General features: G+C 66.8%; 21 protein-coding genes. 19 read left to right on the forward strand and 2 right to left on the reverse strand.

Translation table 11 applies throughout. The features are described from left to right. Positions 1-7: 7 nt before the first annotated feature. A complete protein-coding gene (locus AC1VNM_RS14890; RefSeq protein ID WP_377161323.1) occupies positions 8-499 on the reverse strand; it encodes a tetratricopeptide repeat protein in 492 nt (163 codons plus the stop codon). A gap of 655 nt (positions 500-1,154) precedes the next feature. On the opposite strand from AC1VNM_RS14890, the gene AC1VNM_RS14895 reads away from it, so the two are divergent. The 7 genes from AC1VNM_RS14895 (at position 1,155) to AC1VNM_RS14925 (ending at position 8,137) form a co-directional block, all read left to right on the forward strand. Then, entirely contained in the window at positions 1,155-1,994 is an 840-nt protein-coding gene (locus AC1VNM_RS14895; protein WP_377161321.1) for a flagellin N-terminal helical domain-containing protein, read from the forward strand. A 499-nt stretch (positions 1,995-2,493) separates the two neighbouring features. After that, positions 2,494-3,336, forward strand: coding sequence for a flagellin N-terminal helical domain-containing protein (locus AC1VNM_RS14900; protein ID WP_377161319.1), 843 nt, complete (start codon positions 2,494-2,496; stop codon positions 3,334-3,336). A 325-nt stretch (positions 3,337-3,661) separates the two neighbouring features. Then, a complete protein-coding gene (locus AC1VNM_RS14905) occupies positions 3,662-4,531 on the forward strand; it encodes a flagellin N-terminal helical domain-containing protein (protein WP_377161317.1) in 870 nt (289 codons plus the stop codon). A gap of 164 nt (positions 4,532-4,695) precedes the next feature. After that, entirely contained in the window at positions 4,696-6,168 is a 1,473-nt protein-coding gene (fliD, locus tag AC1VNM_RS14910) for a flagellar filament capping protein FliD (RefSeq protein ID WP_483107415.1), read from the forward strand. 211 nt (positions 6,169-6,379) lie between these two features. Beyond that, complete coding sequence (gene fliS, locus AC1VNM_RS14915; RefSeq protein WP_377161313.1) at positions 6,380-6,814, forward strand: flagellar export chaperone FliS; 435 nt, start codon at positions 6,380-6,382, stop codon at positions 6,812-6,814. Positions 6,815-6,921: 107 nt separating this feature from the next. Then, the gene (locus AC1VNM_RS14920; RefSeq protein ID WP_067282807.1) at positions 6,922-7,221 is read left to right on the forward strand and encodes a flagellar protein FliT; all 300 of its coding nucleotides are present in this window, start codon (positions 6,922-6,924) and stop codon (positions 7,219-7,221) included. A 178-nt stretch (positions 7,222-7,399) separates the two neighbouring features. Beyond that, entirely contained in the window at positions 7,400-8,137 is a 738-nt protein-coding gene (locus AC1VNM_RS14925; protein ID WP_483107416.1) for a flagellar brake protein, read from the forward strand. A gap of 81 nt (positions 8,138-8,218) precedes the next feature. Here the strand turns inward: AC1VNM_RS14925 and fliE are convergent, their stop codons facing one another. Next, complete coding sequence (gene fliE / locus AC1VNM_RS14930) at positions 8,219-8,539, reverse strand: flagellar hook-basal body complex protein FliE (protein ID WP_377161309.1); 321 nt, start codon at positions 8,537-8,539, stop codon at positions 8,219-8,221. 163 nt (positions 8,540-8,702) lie between these two features. Between fliE and fliF the strand changes: the two genes are divergently transcribed. From fliF to fliQ, 12 genes are all read left to right on the forward strand, one after another. After that, positions 8,703-10,436 (forward strand): flagellar basal-body MS-ring/collar protein FliF, encoded by a 1,734-nt coding sequence (gene fliF, locus AC1VNM_RS14935; protein WP_483107417.1) that lies wholly within the window; start codon positions 8,703-8,705, stop codon positions 10,434-10,436. A gap of 47 nt (positions 10,437-10,483) precedes the next feature. Next, positions 10,484-11,479, forward strand: a complete 996-nt coding sequence (gene fliG / locus AC1VNM_RS14940; RefSeq protein ID WP_431099704.1) for a flagellar motor switch protein FliG — start codon at positions 10,484-10,486, stop codon at positions 11,477-11,479. 39 nt (positions 11,480-11,518) lie between these two features. Further along, positions 11,519-12,382, forward strand: a complete 864-nt coding sequence (locus AC1VNM_RS14945; RefSeq protein ID WP_483107418.1) for a FliH/SctL family protein — start codon at positions 11,519-11,521, stop codon at positions 12,380-12,382. Further along, positions 12,379-13,803, forward strand: a complete 1,425-nt coding sequence (gene fliI / locus AC1VNM_RS14950; RefSeq protein ID WP_431099706.1) for a flagellar protein export ATPase FliI — start codon at positions 12,379-12,381, stop codon at positions 13,801-13,803. The genes AC1VNM_RS14945 and fliI overlap by 4 nt, the downstream gene beginning before the upstream one ends. Positions 13,804-13,837: 34 nt before the next feature. Next, on the forward strand, positions 13,838-14,308 hold the full coding sequence (gene fliJ / locus AC1VNM_RS14955; protein WP_431099707.1) for a flagellar export protein FliJ: 471 nt from the start codon (positions 13,838-13,840) through the stop codon (positions 14,306-14,308). Positions 14,309-14,341: 33 nt separating this feature from the next. Continuing rightward, a complete protein-coding gene (locus AC1VNM_RS14960) occupies positions 14,342-15,826 on the forward strand; it encodes a flagellar hook-length control protein FliK (RefSeq protein ID WP_483107419.1) in 1,485 nt (494 codons plus the stop codon). A 136-nt stretch (positions 15,827-15,962) separates the two neighbouring features. Further along, the gene (locus tag AC1VNM_RS14965; RefSeq protein ID WP_483107420.1) at positions 15,963-16,544 is read left to right on the forward strand and encodes a flagellar basal body-associated FliL family protein; all 582 of its coding nucleotides are present in this window, start codon (positions 15,963-15,965) and stop codon (positions 16,542-16,544) included. A 25-nt stretch (positions 16,545-16,569) separates the two neighbouring features. Continuing rightward, positions 16,570-17,571, forward strand: coding sequence for a flagellar motor switch protein FliM (gene fliM, locus AC1VNM_RS14970; RefSeq protein ID WP_067276207.1), 1,002 nt, complete (start codon positions 16,570-16,572; stop codon positions 17,569-17,571). Beyond that, complete coding sequence (gene fliN / locus AC1VNM_RS14975; protein ID WP_088403384.1) at positions 17,564-18,004, forward strand: flagellar motor switch protein FliN; 441 nt, start codon at positions 17,564-17,566, stop codon at positions 18,002-18,004. Before fliM ends, fliN begins: the two co-directional genes overlap by 8 nt. 57 nt (positions 18,005-18,061) lie before the next feature. Next, a complete protein-coding gene (locus AC1VNM_RS14980; protein WP_377161294.1) occupies positions 18,062-18,427 on the forward strand; it encodes a FliO/MopB family protein in 366 nt (121 codons plus the stop codon). Between the two features lie 13 nt (positions 18,428-18,440). Further along, positions 18,441-19,244 (forward strand): flagellar type III secretion system pore protein FliP, encoded by an 804-nt coding sequence (gene fliP, locus AC1VNM_RS14985; protein WP_483107421.1) that lies wholly within the window; start codon positions 18,441-18,443, stop codon positions 19,242-19,244. Positions 19,245-19,281: 37 nt separating this feature from the next. Beyond that, positions 19,282-19,551 carry a flagellar biosynthesis protein FliQ gene (gene fliQ / locus AC1VNM_RS14990; RefSeq protein ID WP_377161290.1) on the forward strand — a complete coding sequence of 90 codons (270 nt, stop codon included), beginning with the start codon at positions 19,282-19,284 and terminating at the stop codon, positions 19,549-19,551. Positions 19,552-19,557: the final 6 nt, after the last annotated feature.

Below are 19,557 nucleotides of genomic sequence, written 5' to 3' on the forward strand. Positions count from 1 at the left end.
CGACCGTTCAGGCGGCTTGGAGGCGTAGCAATTCGGAGTCGACGATCGCCATCAGTTCCGGCGAATCGCGGCGCAGCATCTCGAGCGCCTGTCCTTCATTGAGGATGCTCAACACCTCGATCGCGGCCTTCACCTCGCCCAGACCCGACAGCGCGAAGCCGAGGGTATAGAGAGAAGGCGCATGTTGCGGCGAGAGCTCCACCGCACGATGCGCATACAACGCGGCGTCGCTCAGTTGCCCCGCAGCCAGCAGCAGCGCGCCGACGTCGGACAGCAGGTCGACGCTCATCGGCGCCATTTCCAGCGCGTTGTAGAGCAGCGCGACGCCGTCGCCGATGCGCCCCTGCGCGGCTTGCGCATAGGCGGCGTTGCGCGCCTGGGCCAGCAACAGGCGAGCCTCGCTGGATCCCGGACGGATCGTTCCGTGACATTGTTCCTCGATCGACGCGTCGATCATCGACACGGTGGACCGTGCCTCGGTTTGCGCTTGCAGTGGCATAGACCTCTCCATGGTCGTTGGGACTCGTCGATCGAGTCCGGTCTCGAGCCGAGACCGGTCCCGGCGAAGGTGGCGGAAGCGGCGATCCCGCAAGTCGGCATCGCCAGGAGGCACTTTAGGGGGGCACCCCCGTGATCGAGCACACGAAAAGCGCCGGCATTCCCCCTCAATCCCGCCGCATTCAGGCCGTAGATACCCCCATGTCCGTCGCCAGACCGACACCCGGGCACGAGTCCGGGTCGAAGTCAAACGACAAACAACGCGTTGCAAGGCCTGCTTATCTCCGGATCACAAGTCTTGACAAATTGCCCTCAAGTTCTAAGGAGAGGGGCCCGATAACCAACACAACGGGGCTGCTGAACGCAGCGACAGGCAAGCAAAGACAAGCAGTCTTGCTAGCAGGTCGAAGCAGGCAGGCGGCACGTGGTCCGGTTAGAAGGCCTGACGTTCTTGGCTTCCGATGAGGGGTGGGACGGCAACGGTTGACTAGCGTCGGACTGGGACCGAACCGGGAAATGGCCCGGGCGGTTCAGCAGGAGCATCCGAGATCCTCGGCCGGTTCGCCTCACGGCGGGTCGGAGGATCGGAGGACTCAGGCGCTCATGTGTGGTTCGGCGCTTTTGCCGGTATTTACGTATAGCTGTTAGGAGCAATCATGGCCCAAGTCATCAACACCAACCTGCTGTCGCTCAACGCCCAGCGCAACACCAGCACCAGCGCCACCTCGTTGGCCACGTCGATGCAGCGCCTGTCTTCGGGTCTGCGCGTCAACTCCGCCAAGGACGACGCCGCCGGTCTGGCGATCGCCGACCGCATGAACTCGCAAGTCCGCGGCATGAACGTCGCCCAGCGCAATGCCAACGACGGCATCTCCCTGTCGCAGACGGCTGAAGGCGCGCTCTCCAAGGTGGGTGATTCGCTGCAGCGCATGCGTGAACTGGCGGTGCAGGCCCGCAACGCCACGAACACGACGACCGACCTGGACTCGATCGGACAGGAATATGCCCAGCTGGGCTCTGAAATCCAGCGCGTCCTGGGCGGCACGACCTTCAACGGCCGCGCCATCCTGGCAGGCGACTCCGGCACGCAGACTTTCCAGATCGGCGCCAACACGACGGCCAATGACTCGGTCGACGTCACGACGACCAACATGACCACGGACACGACCATCACCGGCGTGACCAGCGGCGCGATCACCAACGCCTCGACGACGACCGACCTGGCCACCGTGATCGACAACATCGACTCGGCGATCAAGACGGTCTCGGGCGAACGTTCGAAGCTGGGTGCCTCGCAGAACCGTTTCGACGCGATCGTGTCGAACCTGCAGATCTCGGTCGAGAACCAGACCGCCGCCCGCAGCCGGATCATGGATGCCGACTTCGCCTCGGAAACCGCCAACCTGAGCCGTGCGCAGATCCTGCAACAGGCCGGCAACGCGATGATCGCCCAGGCCAACCAGGCTCCCCAGCAAGTGCTGGCCCTGCTGCGCTGATAGGACGAAGAGGATTCCGTCGACGCCAGCCGTCGGCGGATCCCAGAGCCTCGAAGGGGACGCGGTCCCCTTCTCTTTTCGCATCACCAGCAGGGCCGGGGTGTGAAAAGAGAAGTCAACGAGCGAGGGTGGGGCCGGAATGGGGCTTGGGGTTCCCGGGGGGACGCCCCATGCCCCGTGGAGAGCCCGCGCCAGGCCTCCCGAAGGCTTCATACCAAATGGCCTCCGCGCCGGCCCAGAAACCGGCCGGGAAGGCGTTTGACACCGGCGTGCCGCAAGAGCCCGCCCACAGTGGCTCCCGCCACTTCTTCACGCCCGCCACGGGGCGTTGCAAGCTTTCTTTTCAAGAAGGCCTCAAGTCCATTCCTGCGCGTCCCGATAACTGCATCAACGGGTCCGCAATTCAACAGCAAGGGCCACGTGGTCCGGCTCAGTCGGACGATTAATCAACCGTCCGCCGAGACCGCCAGAAGGTCTTTGAAACTTGAAGGAATGAATCATGGCTCAGATCATCAACACCAACCTGCAATCGCTCAACGCCCAGCGCAACCTGTCGTCCTCGCAGTCGTCGCTGTCGGTGTCGATGCAGCGCCTGTCCTCGGGGCTGCGTGTCAACTCCGCCAAGGATGACGCCGCCGGCCTGGCGATCGCCGAGCGCATGAACGCCCAGGTCCGTGGCATGAACGTCGCGGTGCGCAACGCCAACGACGGCATCTCCCTGGCGCAGACCGCTGAAGGCGCGCTGTCCAAAGTGGGCGACTCGCTGCAGCGCATGCGTGAACTGGCGGTGCAGGCCCGCAACGCGACCAACACGACGACCGACCTGGATTCGATCGGCAAGGAATACGCCCAGCTGGGTCAGGAAATCGGCCGCGTCATCGGCGGCACGACCTTCAACGGCAAGTCCATCCTGGGCAACGACGCCGGCACGCAGACCTTCCAGATCGGCGCCAACACCAGCGCCAACGACTCGGTCGACGTGATCACCAACAACATGACCAACGATGCGACGATCACCGCGGTCACCGGCGGCGTGATCGACAACGCCTCGACGCCCGACGCGCTGAAGACCGTGATCGACAACATCGACGCGGCCATCACCACGGTCAGCGGCCAGCGCGCGATCCTGGGCGCCTCGCAGAACCGTTTCGACGCGATCATCTCCAACCTGCAGGTCTCGGTGGAGAACCAGACCGCCGCCCGCAGCCGCATCATGGATGCCGACTTCGCCGCGGAAACGGCCAATCTGAGCCGCGCGCAGATCCTGCAGCAGGCCGGCAACACGATGGTGGCGCAGGCCAACCAGCTCCCGCAACAGGTGCTGTCGCTGCTGCGCAGCTGATCCCCTTCTATCGGTTGACTCCTCAAGCACCGGCCTTCGTGGCCGGGCCTCCAAAGGCTCCGCATCGCCCCTTCGGGACCGATGCGGGGCCTTCTTTTATTGGTTGGTTAATGGCGGGTTTTCCGCCCGCTAATCGGCCAATCGGCGTTGAAGCACGTTTCGCACAATGGGAACCATCGAGCACGTAGTACCGCTCGACCACCGGTCCAACCGGCAGATCCAAACAATGACTGCGATGGCGCAGCGAGGATCCGCGGGTGAGGTCGGGAACCGACCCACCTAACCGGGATCGCAGCCAGGACAGGATCTCCGCAGGAGTGCATCAATGCCACAGACCATCAACACCAACATTGCCTCGCTGAACGCGCAACGCAATCTGAACTCATCGCAGTCGTCGCTGGCGACCTCGATGCAGCGCCTGTCGTCGGGCCTGCGGGTGAACTCCGCGAAGGACGACGCCGCCGGCCTGGCGATCGCCGAACGCATGAACGCGCAAGCTCGCGGCATGACGGTGGCGATGCGCAACGCCAACGACGGCATCTCGTTGTCGCAGACCGCGGAAGGCGCGCTGGGCAAGGTGGCCGATTCGCTGCAGCGGATGCGCGAACTGGCGATCCAGGCCCGCAACGCGACCAACGCGGACAGCGACAAGGATTCGCTGGACAAGGAGTTCGGCGAGCTCGCCAAGGAAATCCAGCGCGTCACCGCGGGGACGACCTTCAACGGCAAGTACATCCTCGGGCAGGACGCGTCGACGCCGCAGACCTTCCAGGTCGGCCCGAACACGACGTCCAACGACGAGATCACGGTCACCACGCCGAACATGTCGGAAGATGCGACGATCACCAACGTCGCCGGCCAGGACGCCAACGGCACGGGCCGGGCCGTCATCGACCGCACGGCGGATGCAGCGGCGATCGCCGCCGTCGTGGCCAACATCGACACCGCGCTGGACACCGTCAACAGCCAGCGCGCGACGCTCGGCGCGACGCAGAACCGCTTCGACGCGGTGATCTCCAACCTGCAGGTGGCCTATGAGAACCAGACCGCCGCCCGCAGCCGGATCATGGACGCGGACTTCGCGGTGGAAACGTCCAACCTGAGCCGCGCGCAGATCCTGCAGCAGGCGGGCAACGCGATGGTCGCGCAAGCGAACCAGTTGCCGCAGCAAGTGCTGTCGCTGCTCAAGGGCTGATAGAAAAACGCAATCAATCCCCCGGGTCGCCGTCCTAAAGTCGGTGCGAGGGGCGCCGATATGCAGGACAGGGCCTCACGCGGTTCACGCGAGGCCCTGTCGCGCATGGGGTTTCCGACGAGGAAATCCGGCAACAGTGGCCAGGGTCACAGGGAGTACGAACGATGGCATCCATTACTTCGGCAGGTCTCGGCAGCGGCCTGGACGTCGAGAGCATCGTCACGAAGCTGGTCTCGCTCGAGAAGCAGCCCATCACCGACCTGCAGACGCGCACCGACACGATCAAGACGCAGATCTCCGAATACGGAAAGATCAAGAGTGCCTTCAGCGCGATGCGCGACGCAGCCGCCAAGCTGGCCAATCCCAGCACCTGGGCCGCGCTCACCGCCACCTCTTCCGACACGAGCATGGCGACCGTCATTGCCGGCGCCGGTTCGGGCGCAGGCTCCTACGCGCTGAGCGTGACCAACCTCGCCTCGCCGCAGTCGTTGTCGAGCAAGGCCTTCGCGACCAACGCGACGGTCGGGTCGGGGTCGATGACCATTGAACTGGGCCAATGGAGTTCGGACAACTCGACCTTCACCGGCAAGAACGGCGCGTCGCCGGTGAGCGTCTCCATCTCGGCCACCGACACGTTGTCCAGCATCCGCGACAAGATCAACGGCTCGGGTGCGGGTGTGCTCGCCTCGGTCGTGACCGACGCCAACGGTCAGCGTCTGGTGATCCGATCCAAGGACACCGGCGAGGCGAACGGCTTTCGCATCACCACCGCCGACGACGACGGCAACGGCTCGGACGCCAATGGCCTGTCGGCGCTGGCGTATGACCCGACGGCCTCGGTCACGTCGATGACGCAGAACACCGCGGCCAAAAATGCCAACCTCACGGTCAACGGCCTGGCGATCAGTTCCGCGTCCAACAACATCGAAGGCGCCGTGGACGGCCTGACGATCAACCTGCTCAAGGGCGGCACGAAGGACCCGTCGGACCCCACGGGCGCGACGATCATTCCCGCGCAGTCCACGATCACCGTCGGCCAGGACAAGGACAGCGTCAAGAAGGCGATCAATGACTTCGTCACGTCGTACAACAGCCTCATGACGCTGATGCGCAACGACACCAAGTACGACGATGCCAACAAGACCGCCGGCACGCTCCAGGGCGACAGCACGGCGGTCGGCCTGCAGAGCCAGCTGCGCAACATCACCGCCTCGGGCAGCACCCTGGGCGGCCAGTTCGGCCGGCTATCGGACATCGGCGTGGACATCGGCGCGGACGGCACGATGAAGGTCACCGACACCAAGCTGACCAGCGCGCTGGGCAGCATGGGCGATCTGAAGAACCTGTTCATGGGTGTGGACAGCAGCGACCCGAACAACAACGGCATGGCCACGCGCTGGCGCGCCTTCGCCGACCAGGTGACCGGCTTCGACGGCTCGATCACGACCCGGACCACCGGCTTGCAGTCTCGAGTGACGGCCAACGGCAAGCGCGTGGACGAACTCAACGACCGTGCCGACGCCTACGAGAAGCGCCTGCGCGCGCAGTACACGGCGCTGGACACGCAGATGGCCAAGCTCAACGACTTGCAGAGCTACGTCAACAAGATCACCAGCATGATCAGCAGCAGCAGTTGACGCGACAACCGCGGTCGCGGTCGGAACAGGACCGTCGCCACCGCCCTTCTCCGGCGCTTCGAAAAAGGCGCCGACAAGCCTCCTCACGGAGGCTTTCCTTTTTCTTCACGCGAGCAGAATTTCGAGACAAATTCGACACGGGGGAGGCTCAAGTTGGGCCAGCGGGGGCCGAAAACTGATTCAAGCACTTCAGCACACCGCAGCAACAATCATGTACGGCAACTCTTCCCCCTTCGCCTCCCACGGTCAGCGCGCCAGCAGCATGTACAACCGCGTCGGCGTCGAAACGGACGTGATGACGGCCTCGCCGCATCGGCTGGTGAGCCTCCTGCTGGACGGCGCGTTCGATTCGATGACGCAAGCCATCGGCGCGATCCGCTCCGGCAATGTCGAAGTGAAGAACCGCAGCCTGAGCCGTGCGGTCCGCATCCTGGACGAAGGCCTGAAAGCGGCCCTGAATCTGGAATCGGGCGAACTGGCCCTGGACCTGCGCGACCTGTATGCCTACATCTGCACGCGGCTGACCTATGCGAACCTGCGCAGCGACGATGTCGCGATCGAGGAATGCGTGAAGCTGCTGCAACCGATCAAGGAGGCCTGGGCCAGCATCGCCCCGACCGCCGCCGACCAACGTGCCGCGGCCTGAGCCCCGGACACCCCCTTCCGCCTGACGACTTGAGAAGTTCCATGTCCAAGTACACCGCCAAGCCCCAGACCTCCGCCGCCCAAGCCGCCCCGACCCCGGACCGCCTCATGAGCACCCAACTGTTGAGCTACTACGAAGCCATCGAACAAGCCAGCGCCGACATGCTGAGCGCCGCCCGTTCGGGCAACTGGGACGAAGTGGTGAAGCTCGAAGGCGCCTGCGTGCTGCTGATCTCGCAGCTCAAGCATGCGGCTTCCAGCCAGAACCTGGGTCCGGACGAAGCGCAGCTCAAGACGCGCATCATGCAGCGCATCCTGGTCAACGACGCCGAGATCCGCCACCTGGCCGAGCCGTGGCTGGAAGATCTGGACCAGCTGATGAAGGGCAAGTCCAAGACGGTCCACTGATCGGCACGCTGATCGGTTCCTCGTCCGAGCGCCTCCGCGATCCGAGACATCGGTCACGCATGCGGGTTCCGGACTCACGACGGCGCCGCGACCGGCCCCTTGAACGCATGGGGTCGGCGCGGCGTTTGCCTTGGGGATGCGAGAGAATTTTTCCACCGAATCCTGCCGGATGCTGGCCTTGAGCGACCTGAAGCTATCCCCGAGCCCCCCCGACGCTGCGGACACCGATTTCCGGATGGACGCGCCCGGCGAGATCATGAACTGGCTGCGCGAGCTGCTGCAGTCGCAGGCGCGCATCCAGCTGTCGACGCCGGACGGCGAGGCGATCCACACGGTGCTGCGGGCGCTGGACACGCCGCACGGGATGCTGACGATGGAAGCGCCGCAGGTCGGCGGCACGCTCGCGCCGGTGCTGGCCAGCGACGAGCTGGTGGCGACGGCCTTCCTGGACAAGATCAAATTGCAGTTCGACGTCTCGGGGCTGGTGGCCATCCGCGGCGACGGCGCCGAGGTGCTGCGCTCGCCGGTGCCGCTGCGGCTCTACCGCTTCCAGCGGCGCCAGGCCTATCGGGTCGCGTCCGCCGGGCAGCTGTATCCGGCGCTGAAGCTGGCCGACCCGGCCCTTCCCCGCATCCGCGTCATCAACGTGAGCGCCGGCGGCGTCGCACTGCAGTGGCCGGCCAACGTCGTCCCCGTCCCCCAGGCGGGCGAGGAAATCGGCGGGACCCTGGAACTTGAGCGCGAAGTCAGCTTTTCCACGCTCCTGCGGATCCAGCACATGTCGGACGCCGAACAGGGCGCACCGCGCCAGGCGGGCTGCGCCTTCGTCTCCTTGTCGCCTAACGCGGCCCGCGCGCTTCAGATCTTCATTGACCAGGCGCAGAAGCGCGAACGTTTGATGCGTCGCAGCCTCTGATCGTTCGATCCAGGAATGCAAGAAGCCGCCCCAGAGGCGGCTTTTTCGTTCGCGCGGCACTGCTGCAGGCAGCGAAGCCGTTCAGACCTGCATGTTCATGATTTCCGAGTAGGCCGACACCAGCCGGTTGCGGACCTGCAGCGTCGCCTGGAAACCGATCTGCGCCTTCTGCATGGCGACCATGGTCTCTTCGAGGCTGACGGTCGGATTGTCCAGCTGAACCTCCCGCTGCAACCGCGACGCCTCGTTCTGCTGCGTGCTGACGGACTTCAACGCCGAGCTCATCGCATCCGCGAAGCTCGTGCCGCCCGACGCGGCCTTGGCCACCGGCTGACCCTGGGGGGTCAGGCCGGCGCGCGCCACCGCGTTGGCGAAGTCGAAGGGTTTGAGTTTCAGGTCCACGGAACGCATCGTACGGATCCACGCGCCGTCCATAGCTCCGAACTGGGGGGCCTTCTTCGGCCTGTTCCCACCATTCTTGAGGGCTCCGATCGAAATAATCCAGACCTGTGCCGAGGCGTCCGCCTGGGTACTCCGTTCGACACCAGCCGTACACCACCGCCCCATGGACAACGCCCTGAGCAGCCCCGCCGCCGGACTCCCCGAGGTGCAGCAGACCGCCAAGCCGGCCGGCCTGCCCGCCCGCCTGGCGGCAATGCCCACGAAGAGCAAGATGATGCTCGGCGGCGGCGTGGCCGCGCTGCTGGCGGTCATCGTGGCGATGTCGATGATGACGGCCAAGCCCGACTACCGGCCGCTGTTCTCCGGACTGTCCGACAAGGATGGCGGCGCCGTCATCGCTCAACTCGCGCAGTTGAACGTGCCCTACCGCAATGACCCGGGCGGCGTCATCATGGTCCCCGCCAGCCAGGTCTACGACCTGCGCATGAAGCTGGCCTCGGCCGGCCTGCCCAAGGGCGGCGTCGTCGGTTTCGAACTGATGGACAAGCAGTCCATCGGCCAGACCGCCTTCAACGAGCGCCTGAACTTCCAGCGCGCGCTCGAAGGCGAGCTCACCCGCACCATCACCGCCATGGCCGACGTCGCCGACGCGCGCGTCCATCTGGCCATGCCGCAGCAGAACGGCTTCTTCCGCGAGCAGCAGAAGCCCAGCGCCTCCGTCATGCTGACGCTGCGCGGCGGCCGCACGCTGGACCGCGCCCAGATCGCCGGCATCGTCCACCTGGTGTCCTCGTCGGTGCCGGAACTGAACCCCAAAGCCGTCAGCGTGCTTGACAGCACGGGCGCCCTGCTCTCCCAGAACCCGGACGGCAACGCCATCGGCCTGGACAGCCAGCAGCTCCAGTACAAGCAGCAGATCGAAGCCAACTTGAACAAGCGGATCGCCGAGTTGCTCGAGCCGATGGTCGGCCGCGACAACCTGCGCTCGACGGTCACCGCCGACGTCGACTTCAGCCAGGTCGAGTCGACCGCCGAGGAATACAAGCCCAACCAGGGCCCGAACACGCAGAGCAGCGTGCGCCGCCTGACCTCCGAAGAGCAATCCGGCGGCACCGCCGGCGTGCCCACCGGCGTGCCCGGCGCGACCACCAACCAGGTTCCGCCGCAGGCCGCCGCGCCGATCAACGGCCAGGCCCAGCAACTGCAGCCGGCCGGGCAGTCCGGCGGCACGCAGAACCTGCGCCGCAACAACGACACGCAGTTCGAACTCGACCGCACCGTGCGCGTCACCCGCAACGCGATCGGCCAGATCCGTCGCCTGAACGCCGCCGTCGTCGTGAACCAGAAGACCGTCACCGACAAGAACGGCAAGACCTCCAGCCAGCCGCTGTCCGAGAACGAGATCCAGAAGCTGGACTCCCTCGTCAAGGAAGCGCTGGGCTTCTCGCAGGATCGCGGCGACTCGATCAAGGTGCTCAGCGCCCCGTTCGTCTCCGACAAGATCGAGAACGCCGACGTGCCGCTGTGGCAGCAACCGTGGCTGCGCGACGTCGCCCGCGACTTTGCCGTGCCCGCCGCCCTGGTGCTGGTCGCGCTGATCGCCGTGTTCGGGCTGGTTCGCCCTGCTCTCAAGGCGGCTTTCCCGCCGCCCGTCGAACAGAAGGACGACACTGCCAGCAACAACGCGCTCAGCGTGGTGGAGGACGAACAGCTGGCGCTCGGCGGTCCGCGCGGTCCCGGCGGCCTGCCGGCCCTGGAGGCGCCGATCTCGAACGACAAGCTGGAGCGCGCCCGCCTGCTGGCCAAGGAGAACCCGATCGCCGTGGCCAACATCATGCGCGCCTGGGTCAACGGCGAGGAGCTGGAAACAGCCGCCCCCGCCGGCGGCCGCCGCTGAGCACCGCCGACCAGTACGCCCACCCGGATCGATAGCGAGACACCACCATGGACGACAAAGGCGTAGAAGACGCAGCCATCCTGCTGATGTCGCTGGGCGAGGAAGAAGCCTCCGAGGTCTTCAAGCACCTCGCGCCCAAGGAAGTGCAGAAGCTCGGCGAGACCATCGCCAAGATGAAGGTCGTGCCGCGCGAGCGCGTCGAGCGCGTGCTGGACAAGTTCGACCTCGTCGCCGAGACCCAGAGCACCCTGGTCAGCGACACCGACGAGTACGTCCGTTCGGTGCTCCGCAAGGCGCTGGGCGAGGACAAGGCCAACCTGCTGCTGGACCGCATCCTGCAGGGCTCGGACGTCTCCTCGATCGAATCGCTGAAGTGGATGGACCCGGGTTCGGTCGCGGAACTGCTGCGCAACGAGCATCCGCAGATCGTCGCCGCCATCCTGTCGCACCTGGACTTCGACCAGAGCAGCTCGGTACTGCGCGTCTTCACCGAGCGCCAGCGCAACGAGGTGCTGATCCGCATCGCCACGCTGGACGGCATCCAGCCGATGGCGCTGAAGGATCTCAACGAGGTCATGGGACAGATCCTGGCCGGCGGCGAGCGCATGAAGAAGTCCAACCTGGGCGGCGTCAAGACCGCGGCCGAGATCATCAACATGATGGGCACCAGCGTCGAGGCTTCGGTGCTGGACTACATCCGCGAGGCCGACTCCGACCTGGCACAGAAGATCATGGACAACATGTTCACGTTCGACGACGTGGACAAGATCGACGACCGCGGCATCCAGGCCATCCTCAAGGAAGTGCAGTCCGAATCGCTCATCGTCGCGCTCAAGGGCGCCGGGCCGGAACTGCGCGAGAAGATCTTCCGCAACATGTCCACCCGCGCCGCCGAAACGCTGCGCGAGGATCTGGATTCTCGCGGTCCGGTGCGCCTCTCCGAGGTCGAGGCCGAGCAGAAGGAAATCCTCAAGGTCGTCCGCCGTCTCGTCGACGAGGGCCAGATCGTGCTCGCCGGCGGCGGCGACGACCAGTTCCTGTAATACGCTGGTCGACCCTTCCGCCGACGGATACCCGCACCGATGGTCACCCGCCCACCCCGCCAAGTTCCGCCACCGCCTCGCGCCGACGGCGATCAGCAGCGCGGCAGCACCTATGGCCGCATCATTCCGCGCGAGGAGCTGTCCGGCTTCGCTGCGTGGAATCCCGGCGCCCTCGAAGGCGGCGCCGCGCCGCGCCGTCCGGCTGTCACCGCGCCCGCCCCGGTCGAACCGCCGCCCCCGCCCCCGCCGCCCGGCCCCAGCATCGAGGAGCTGCTGCAGCAGGCCCGGCAGACCGGCTACCAGGACGGCTACCGCGACGGCATGGCGGCGCTCGACGCCTTCAAGCAGAGCTTCGCCAAGCAGATCAGCGCCCAGGTCGGACAACTGGTCGCGAGCTTCGACCAGGACCTGTCCGCGATGGAACAGGACATGGCCGACGCACTGGCGCGCACGGCCGTCGAACTGGCTCGCCAGGTCGTCCGCAATGAACTGGAAACGGCGCCGGAGCTCGTCTCCAAGGTGGCGCATGACGCCGTTGAAGCACTGTTGATCAACGCCCGCCACGTGCGCGTGCGCGTGCACCCCGACGACCTCCCGCTGGTGCTGGACGGCGCCGGCCAGGAACTGCGCGCCCGCGAGGCGCAGGTCATCCCCGATCCCACGATCGCCCGCGGCGGCGTCAAGGTCGACGCCGACATCTGCAGCGTCGACGCCTCGCTGCCGGCGCGCTGGCAATCGGCGGTCGGCGCGCTGGGCCAGACCTCCGTCTGGGAGAACCGCCGCAGCGCCGCCGATGAACAACGTGATGCGCGGCTGGACTTCCGCCTCGAGCCCACGCCGAGCCAGTACGGCGGCCTGCCCCATGGAGCGAACCAGGGCGCGCCCGAGGACCGCGAGTCATGAGCGCACGCACCGACCGCTGGCGCCAGTATTTCGACGACCTGCAGGCCTTCGCCGGCAATGCGCCGCCGATCGAGCCGCAGGGCAAGCTGGTGCGCGTCGCCGGCCTGGTGCTGGAAGCCACCGGCGTGAAGGTGCCGGTCGGGTCGGTCTGCGAGATCCACATGCCCTCGACCGCCGCCTCGCCGCGTCGCGGGCAGCGTCCGGTCACGGCGGAGGTGGTCGGGTTCTCCGGTGACCGCGCCTACCTGATGCCGACCGACGAGATCCAGGGCCTGTCCAGCGGCGCGATGGTGCTGCCGCGACCGGCGGCCCTGCACGGCCCCGTGCTCGGCGAGGAACGCCATCCCTGGCGGCGCGACGAGGATCGCGGCCTGCATCTGCCGATGGGCGACGGCCTGCTGGGTCGCGTCGTCGATCCGCAGGGGCAACCGATCGACCGCCGCGGCCCGCTGGCCGACATCCGCGATGAACCCATGGTCCGCCGCCCGATCAACGCGATGGACCGCGACCCGGTCCGCCGTCCGCTGGACACGGGCGTGCGCGCCATCAACTCGCTGCTGACCGTCGGCCGGGGGCAGCGCCTGGGCCTGTTCGCCGGCACCGGCGTCGGCAAATCGGTGCTGCTGGGCATGATGGCCCGCTACACGCAGGCGGACGTCATCGTCGTCGGCCTGATCGGCGAGCGCGGCCGGGAAGTGAAGGAATTCATCGAGGACATCCTCGGCGAGGAAGGCCTGCGCCGCAGCGTCGTCGTCGCCGCCCCAGCCGACGCACCGCCGCTGCTGCGGATGCAGGGCGCGACCTATGCCACCGCGATCGCCGAGCACTTCCGCGACCGCGGCCAGCACGTGCTGCTGCTGATGGACTCGCTCACCCGCTACGCCATGGCGCAGCGCGAGATCGCCCTCGCCATCGGCGAACCGCCGGCGACCAAGGGCTATCCGCCTTCCTGCTTCGCGAAGCTGCCGCAACTGGTGGAGCGCAGCGGAAACGGTTTGGCCGGCGAAGGCTCGATCACCGCCTTCTACACCGTGCTGTCCGAAGGCGACGACCAGCAGGACCCGATCGCCGACGCCGCCCGAGGCATCCTGGACGGCCACATCGTGCTCAGCCGCGAGTTGGCGGAGAGTGGGCACTACCCTGCGATCGACGTGGAGCGGTCCATTTCGCGCGTCATGACCAGCGTGGCCGACAAGCGCCATGTCGAACTGGCGCGCCGTTTCCGGCAATTGCTCGCGAAGTACAACAAGGCGCGCGACCTGATCCAGCTGGGCGCCTATCAGCCCGGCCATGATCCCGAGTTGGACATGGCGGTCCGCCTGCACGGCGACATGGACCGATTGCTCCAACAAGACATGCATTCCCCCGCTTCTTTGAACGATTGCCTCAATCAGTTGACCGCCACACTTAACTTTGCGTGATAGCTGCCGACATCCGTAGAGCGAGGTCATCGATATGAGTAGTTCCAATCTGCAGGCCCTGAACGTTCTCCTCGAACGCGCGGAGGCCGAGCGCGATGAAGCGCTGCGTCATCTGCAGGACGCGCAGTCGCGTGCGAACGCGGCGCGCAACCAGCATGACCAGCTGTCGCAGTACCGCACGGACTACCGCACCCGCTGGTCGCAGGAATTTGCCCAACGGACGACCGTGCAACTGCTGGGCTGCTATCAGAACTTCGGCCAGCGGCTGGACCAGGCCATCGGCCAGCAAGGCGGCATCGCCGACTACGCCGACCAGCGCCTGTCCGCCGCCCGCGACCTGCTCCGGGAGCGCGAACTGCGGGTCGCGTCGGTGCGCAAGCTGATCGAGCGCCGTCGCGCCGAAACGCTGCGCAGCCAGATGCGCCAGGAACAGCGCGCCACCGACGAGCAGGCCGCCCGTGCGGCTTCGCGCGGCGGCAATCCGATGTCCCGACTGGTCGCCTGATCGCGACCCGGTCCTCCCGGAACCTCCCTCGCCATGACGCAGATCCAGAACACGACTCCGATGCCGGGCGCCCTTGGCGGCCTTGGCGCGAACAACCCCGCGTATACCGGCCGCAAGGACGGCGCGTCGGCGGACTTCTCCCGCCTGCTCAACCAGAGCAATCAGCAGCTGCAGAATCAGTCGGCGCAATCGGCCAAGACGACCATGGCCCAGCTGCAGTCGCAGCAGTTGGCGAGCCAGCAGGCACAAACGCAGCAGCAGGCCCGGCAGCTGGAAGCCCAGCAGCAGGCACAGCGCCAGGAGTCGGCTCCGCCGCCCAAGCCCGCCTCTGCGCCCGCTCGCGCGCCCGAGAACACCGCCGCCAGGGACGAGAGCAAGCTGGCCGCGCGCAATGCCGCCGCCCGCAGCAGCGCGAACAAGGCCGAGGATGCCAAGACCGCGTCCCGTGCCACGAAGGCTGATCCGGCGAATACCGCCGAGGCGGCGGACGTCGCCGACGCTGCCGAGGCGACCGCCCCCCAGGACACCGCCCGGGCCGATGCCGCCGGCGGCAAGGACGCCGAACGCATCGATGCGAAGGACGGCGACGACCAGGACAAGCAGGACGCCAAGGCTGCGAAGGACAGCGCCGCCTCGACGGCTGAGCAGATCCTGGCGATGCTGCGCGGCGAAGCGCCCGCCGAAGCCAGGGCCACTCCGCGCGCCGGGACCGCCGCGACGGAAGGCGACGAGGCGGGCACGGCCGCCCTGCCCGGCGGCGCGCATGCGCATGGCAAGCAGCCCACCACCGGCGACGCGTTGCGCGAGCGCCAGCAGCTCCAGCGTGAACTGGGCCAGGCGGCCGCGGGCACCGCCGGCGCGGCCGATGGCACCGACAAGACCGCCCGGACCGAGGCGTTGCAAGCCGCCTCCGGCGGCGCGCACGAGATCTCGATGGGCGACGGTGCCGCCAAGGGGCCGCAGCCGAGCTTCGAAGCGCTGCTGGCCGCGGCGCAGCAGACCGGCGCCGCATCCGGCACCTCCGGGGCCGATGCGACTTCGGCGGCCCAGGCCCCCAGCGTCCCGCTCAGCCAGCCGTTGGACAGCCCCGAATTCGCACCGGAACTGTCTGCCAGCGTCAGCCTGCTCATCCAGGACGGCGTGCACGAGGCACAGCTCCAGCTCAACCCGACCGACATGGGGCCGGTGTCGATCAACATCCAGCTCGACGGCCAGCAGGCGCAGGTGAACTTCCATGCCCAGCACGCCGCGACTCGCGAAGTGCTGGAACGGAGCCTGCCGGACCTGGCAGCCGCCCTCCAGGCCCAGGGCTTGACCCTGAGCGGTGGTGGGGTGTTCGCCCAGTCGCAGTCCAGCGGCGGCCAGAATCGTGGTGATGGATCCGCTGACGGCGCCTCGAACGGCAATGGCCGCCGGGGCGGGCGCGGGCAAGGCTCGGACGATGACGGCGCAATCGCCGCCGGCGGCCGGTCGGAGCGCCGCTCCGCACCGCGTGGCCTGGTCGATCTGTACGCCTGACTGTCCGCGAGTCTGACCGGAATCCGCCGCCTTTTCGCGCGTTGAGCGCTCGGGCGGCGCTTCACAATGGGAGACATTGCCGGGTCGTCAGGTCCGGTTCCCCGCCAACTTCCCTCTTTTCATCACCGGAGCGCCCATGGCCACAGCCGCCGCAGGCAACGACGCCGCCGTCAAGGGCGGCGGCAAGAAGAAGCTGATCATCATCGTCGCCATCGTCCTGGTGGTGGTGCTGGTGGGCGTCGCCGCGTTGCTGATGATGAAGAAGAAGTCGCATGCCGACGACGAGGACGGCGCCGCCGCCGAGGAGAAGCCCGCGGCCGCCGCCCACGCCAAGCCGGGCACCCCGCCGACCTTCGTCCCGCTGGACCCGTTCACGGTGAACCTGGCCGACAAGGAAGTCGACCGCTTCGCGCAGATCGGCATCACGCTGGAAGTGAACGATGCGAAGTTCGCGGACCAGCTCAAGGGCTACATGCCGGCGATCCGCAACAACGTGCTGCTGGTGCTGTCGCACAAGACCTCGGCCGAGCTGCTGAGCGCCGAAGGCAAGGAAAAGCTGGCCAAGGAAATCCGCCGCGAGGCCGTGCGTCCGATGGGCATCGAGCTCGACGACGAGGATGAGGACGAGGACGCCGCGCCGAAGAAGAAAAAGAAGAAGAAGCGCCAGGTCGAGAGCCCGGTGACGCAGGTCCTGTTCTCGACCTTCATCGTGCAGTGACGGGCCGGACAGCAAGGAGCGCGCGATGAATCAGCAGATCCTGTCGCAAGACGAAGTCGATGCCCTGCTGCAGGGCATCACCGGCGAGAGCCAGAAGCTCGAGGCCGAGGAGGTCCAGACCGGTGGCATCCGCGAGTACAACCTCGCGAGCCAGGAACGGATCGTCCGTGGGCGCATGCCCACGATGGAGATCATCAACGAACGCTTCGCGCGTAACATCCGCATCGGGCTGTTCAACTTCATCCGCAAGAGCCCGGAAGTGGCCATCGGCGGCATCAAGGTGCAGAAGTACAGCGCCTTCCTGCGCGAGATCGTGGTCCCGACCAACTTCAACATCGTGTCGGTGAAGCCGCTGCGCGGCAGCGGGCTGATCGTCTGCGATCCGACGCTGGTGTTCGCGGTGATCGACTCGCTGTTCGGCGGCATCGGCAAGTTCCACACCCGCATCGAGGGTCGGGACTTCTCCGCCACCGAGCAGCGCGTGATCCTGCGCCTGGTCGAAGTGATCATCCAGGAGTACACGAAGGCGTGGAAGGGCATCTATCCGCTGGAGCTGGAGTACCAGCGCTCGGAGATGCAGCCCCAGTTCGCCAACATCGCCACGCCCAGCGAAATCATCGTGTCCACGTCGTTCACGCTGGAAATCGGCGAGACCAGCGGCACGGTGTACTTCTGCATTCCGTATTCGACGCTGGAGCCGATCCGCGACGTGCTGTACAGCACCACGCAGGGCGACTCCAGCGAACCCGACCGCCGCTGGGTCAACCTGCTCAAGCACCAGATCCAGTCGGCCGAGGTCGAACTGGTGGCGGAGCTGGCCAAGGCCCCCGCGACGGTGGAACAGCTGCTGGCCTTCAAGCCGGGCGACTTCATCGAACTGGACCTGGAGCAGATCATCCAGGCCAAGGTGGACGGCGTGCCGGTGTTCGACTGCCATTACGGCACGTCGAACGGCAAGTATTCGATCAAGATTGAAAAGATGCTGACCGGCCCGGATGCCGGCTGGCTGGGAGCCCGCAATGGCTGACAACACCCCGATGGACGAACAGGACGCGATGGCCGCCGAATGGGCGGCGGCGCTGGCGGAAGCCGGCGGCGGCGGCAGCGAGGTCGCGGCCGAAGTGCAGCAGGTGACCGAGCAGGTCGCGCCGGCGGCCTTCACCAACTTCTCGCCGACACCGGGCAACCTGCCCGGCAGCGACATCAACATGATCCTGGACATCCCCGTCCAGCTCACGGTTGAACTCGGCCGCACGCGCATCCCGATCAAGAACATCCTGCAGCTGGCGCAGGGCTCGGTCGTCGAACTCGACGCCCTGGCCGGCGAGCCGATGGACGTGCTGGTCAACGGCTACCTGATCGCCCAGGGCGAGGTCGTGGTCGTGAACGACAAGTTCGGTATCCGCCTCACCGACATCGTGACGCCGTCCGAACGGATGCGGCGCCTCAGCAAGGCCTGACCCCTCAGCCCCACTCCGGTGGGGCTGATGCGTTTCAGGGACGCATAATTCAACGCCATGAACAACAGCCTCGTCCCCCTGCTTTGGTTCCTGGCCATCCTGGCCTTGATCCCGGTCGTGCTCTGGCTTCTCAAGCGCACGCCGCTGGGAGGTGGCGCGATGGGCGGGCAATTGCGCACCGTCGCGCAGCTGGTGATCTCGCCGAGCCAGCGCCTCGTGATCGTCGAGGTCGGCCAGAACGAGGACCGCCAATGGCTGGTGCTCGGCATCACCGGCCAGCAGATCCGCACGCTGCATGTGATGCCGCCGCAGGCCGACGCCGGCGCGGCGCTGCAGGCGGCGCAACCGTCGTTCTCCTCGATGCTCAAGCGCAGCCTGGGCGGCAGGCACGCCGATGGCCCCGGTTCCAGCACTTCGGCCTGATCGGGAACGGCGCATGACCGCTTCGACCTCCCCCGCCCTGCCCGAGCCCCGTCCGCGGCTGTCGCGGCGCGCGCTGGGCATCGTCGGCGCGCTCGCGCTCGGTGGCCTCGGGGCCGCGGCCTGGGCCCAGCAGGGCGGCGCGCCTGCGAGCGTGCCGCTGATCATCGGCCAGGGTGCCGGCGGCAACAGCTATTCGGTGCCGATCCAGACGCTGCTGTTCTTCACCGCGCTGGGCTTCCTGCCGGCCGTGCTGCTGATGATGACCGGCTTCACGCGGATCGTGATCGTGCTGTCGCTCCTGCGTCAGGCGCTGGGCACGCAGGCGGCGCCACCGAACCAGGTGATCGTCGGGCTGTCGCTGTTCCTGACCTTCTTCGTGATGAGTCCGACGCTGGACCGCGTCTACACCGAAGCCTGGCAGCCCTACCAGGCCGGGCAGATCGGCTTCGAGGTCGCCCTCGACCGTGCGCAGGTGCCGATGCGGGGCTTCATGCTGAAGCAGACGCGTCAGTCGGACGTCGCGCTGTTCGCGAAGCTGGCCAAGCTCGAACCCAATGTCGCGCCCGAGAACGTGCCCTTCCGCGTGCTGGTGCCTGCCTTCGTGACCAGCGAGCTGAAATCCGCGTTCCAAATCGCGTTCCTCATCTTCATCCCATTCCTGGTGATCGACATGATCGTCTCCAGCGTGCTGATGAGCCTGGGCATGATGATGCTGTCGCCGGTGCTGGTGTCGCTGCCGTTCAAGCTGATGCTGTTCGTGCTGGCGGACGGCTGGAATCTGCTGCTGGGATCGCTGGCGGCGTCGTTCGCGCAGTAGCGGCCCGCCCGTTCCGACGCGAATCGAAGGACAAGTCATGGATGCTCAACAGGTCTTCTCCATCGGCCAGCAGGGGCTGTACGTACTGCTCATGGTGGCGGCGCCCATCCTCCTGACGGTGCTGGCGGTCGGGGTGCTGGTGTCGGTGTTCCAGGCGGCGACGCAGATCAACGAATCGACGCTGTCGTTCGTGCCCAAGATCGTCGCCGCCGTGCTGGTGCTGGCCGTCGCCGGACCGTGGATGATCACGACGCTGGTCGAATACATCCAGCGCACGCTGCAGAGCATCCCGCAGGCACTGGGCTGAGGCGCA

The sequence above is a fragment of the Mitsuaria sp. MSU3D genome (genome assembly GCF_056867975.1).